Genomic DNA, 3,102 nt, shown 5'->3' with positions numbered 1-3,102 from the left:
TACAACTATAATGTCTTCAATGAACTGGCCAATTCGGGAAACAGCAATACTAAAACTAGTCTGACTTCGGCCCTTAGTGTTAAATATGATCTCCCATTAGGATTCCGTTTTCAGTCTGATTTTGGAATAGGTTACACCAGTACCCATGCAGAAGGATATCAGACCCAGCTCAGCAATGCAATGACAGTAAAAAGGGGCTATGAATACGGCCAGTACGGGCCAACAACACCACAATATAAAATGTCACAGTTACCAGTAGGTGGTATGCAGACCCTTGAAGATGACCGGAATACTAATTATACCTGGAGAAATCAGCTGAGCTATGGAACTGTTATCGATAAGAAACACACCATTTCTGCCATGGCGGGGCTCGAACTGAGAAGCAACCAATATAAAGGATCAGCCAGTACCATTTATGGGTATTTGCCCGATATGGGAAAAATTGTGATCAATCCGCCGGCCACTATAGTTAATAACGGAACCACTTTTGCAAATCCATTGTACTCCAGCGGGTTTAATTTCAACAATACAGATGGTATTGCAAATTACGTCTCTTATTATGTAACCGGTGCCTATAGTTATGATGACCGTTACGTATTCAGCGCCAGCTTAAGGGGAGATGCCTCCAATAAATTTGGACAGGACGCCCGTACCCGTTTTAACCCGATTTGGGCTTTGGGTGGCAAATGGAATATAGCCAGAGAACACTGGTTTGATAAATCCGAGTGGTTTAATGAATTTAGCCTTCGGACCAGTTATGGCTTCCAGGGAAATGTGGCCGAGAATTACGGACCGGACCTGATTGCAAAAATTCCCGGTGCGGGCACTGCGATCAGCACCTTGACCGGAGAATCACTGTTAAATATCAGTTCCCTTCCTTATGCCAACTTAAGATGGGAGAAAACACAGACCATTAATCTTGGACTTGATTTTGGCTTTTTTAAGAACAGATTGAGTGCCAGTGCAGATTATTACATCAAAAATAGTTCCGATTTGATCGTAATGAGAAACACGCCGTATGAAAATGGCGTATTACAGATGCCAATGAATGGCGGAACGCTAAAAAACTCCGGATTTGAAGTACAGATGACTTTTATCCCTGTGCGTACAAAAGATCTGACCTGGTCAGTAACCATAAACAGTACCAAAGATTACAACAAAGTAACCAACCCGTTAACCCCTAATCCAACCTGGGCTACTGCAGCATCCGGAACCTATTATAAAGAGGGATACCCGGTATCCGGTTTCTGGGTATTTGATTTTAAAGGATTGGATCCTGCAACAGGCTTGCCGTTATTTAACATCCCAACAGCTACAGATAATATTAACGTGAAAACGGATGCTACTGCTTTTATGAAATATGCAGGGAAACTAAATGCAGATTTTACAAGCGGTTTTGGTAGTTCTGTGCGCTACAAAGACTTCACCTTTTCTACCAATCTCTATGCTTCATTAGGCGGAAACAAACTTCTGGCCCCCTTATATCCATCAAATATTGTAAACAGTACGCCAAGTGAATATAATAATTTACCACAAGAGCTGGTCAACCGCTGGCGCCAGCCAGGTGATGAGGTTTTTACCAATATTCCGGCGTTACCTTACTACGGTGTTCCTTTTATTACCATTCCTTCCGGCTCCTCAACAGCTTTTGGTGTAGGGCAATCGGCTACAGCATCTCCTTATACTTTATATAATTATAGTTCTGCAAGAGTAGTCAATGCATCCTATTTGCGCATCAACAACATTAATGTATCCTATATGCTGCCCGAAAAATATGCAAAACGAATCTTCTGTAAAAGCATCAGTGTAGGGTATACATTAAGCAATGTCTACACTTTCGTAAGCAAAGATTTTAAAGGAGTAGATCCCGAGGTCGCTTCTGGTGGTCAGCCCTTAGCTCGTACCCATGTTATTAACTTATCTGCAACCTTCTAAAGTATCAAAACATGAATCGCCTAGTATATATATCCATCCTGGTTACCGGAATTCTGATTTCCAATACAGGATGTAAAAAATTCCTTGCTGAAAAGAGCCAGGACCTTATAAAGCCAACAACCGTTCAGGATCTTACCGCATTGATGGCTGGAGAAGCCTATCCTTACCAAACCCAGTTGCAGTTATTGCTGAATATGGTTACAGACGATGTGACTTGTTACGGTGGTCAGGGACAGGATACTTATCAAAGTGTGGTTATAACCGGTAGACCGGCGTTCACCTGGTCTAAGAACATGTACCAGGAGTTGCTCCAACCAGGTGGTTTAAGTACAACAACCTATCTGGATTCCTGGCAGATCCTGTATAAATGTATTGCAGGCTGCAATGTTACCTTGGCCTATGCTGACCAGGTGACCGGATCAGATGCCGACAAACAGAACCTCAAAGGGCAGGCCCTGGCCTTGAGAGCTTATTATTATTTCATTTTGGTCAACCTGTATGGTAAACCTTTCAATTCCCCAGGTGTAGATCCAGCCAATAGCCCTGGAGTGCCTTTAAAGCTGACTATGGAAGTTACCGATGAGTTTTTCAAAAGAAACTCAATAGCAGAGGTATATACCCAGATCGAAGCAGATCTAAAAAACGCCGCAAGCATCTTGATGAACTATCCGGAGAGTAAAGGTGTTTATAAAATGAGTGAAACGGCTGCATATACACTCTTATCCCGGGTGTATCTGTATGAAGAAAAATGGGATCTGGCAGTAGATTATGCCACTAAGGGCCTGGCAAAAAAATCTGTCCTTACTCAGCTGAGTTCTTTTGGATCTGCGAATTATAACATTTACAACGTAAATACCATAACAAGCAATTTAGACAGGATCTATGACCCTTCAACAAGTAATGAGATCATTTGGGCCTACGTTCCTCAAAGTGGCAGCACTGCCGAAGGACAGTTTTTTAAGAGTTCAATGATTCCTAATTACAATGCGGTCTACAATCCACCTTATGCAGTTTCACCAGATCTGTTGAATTTATATGATAGTAAAGGACAGGACGCTAACGATACTTACATTGGAGATTTAAGACCAAGACTCTACTTCAATTGCACTTCAATTATCCTTTCGTTTACGCCACCAGATATTGTTGTACGCACCTATAAATTTTATT

1 protein-coding gene and 1 pseudogene are annotated in these 3,102 nt (G+C 41.9%); both read left to right on the top strand.

The features are described 5' to 3' along the window. A pseudogene (locus VNZ46_RS12330) lies at positions 1 to 1,935 on the top strand (SusC/RagA family TonB-linked outer membrane protein); the annotation flags it as partial. A gap of 11 nt (positions 1,936 to 1,946) precedes the next feature. Further along, positions 1,947 to 3,102: RagB/SusD family nutrient uptake outer membrane protein (locus VNZ46_RS12325; RefSeq protein WP_325560434.1), on the top strand; the 1,156-nt coding region annotated here is incomplete at its 3' end.

The organism is Pedobacter sp., assembly GCF_035566355.1.
In the GTDB taxonomy this organism is placed as follows: Bacteria; Bacteroidota; Bacteroidia; order Sphingobacteriales; family Sphingobacteriaceae; genus Pedobacter.
This window is presented reverse-complemented; position numbering and strand designations above follow the sequence as displayed.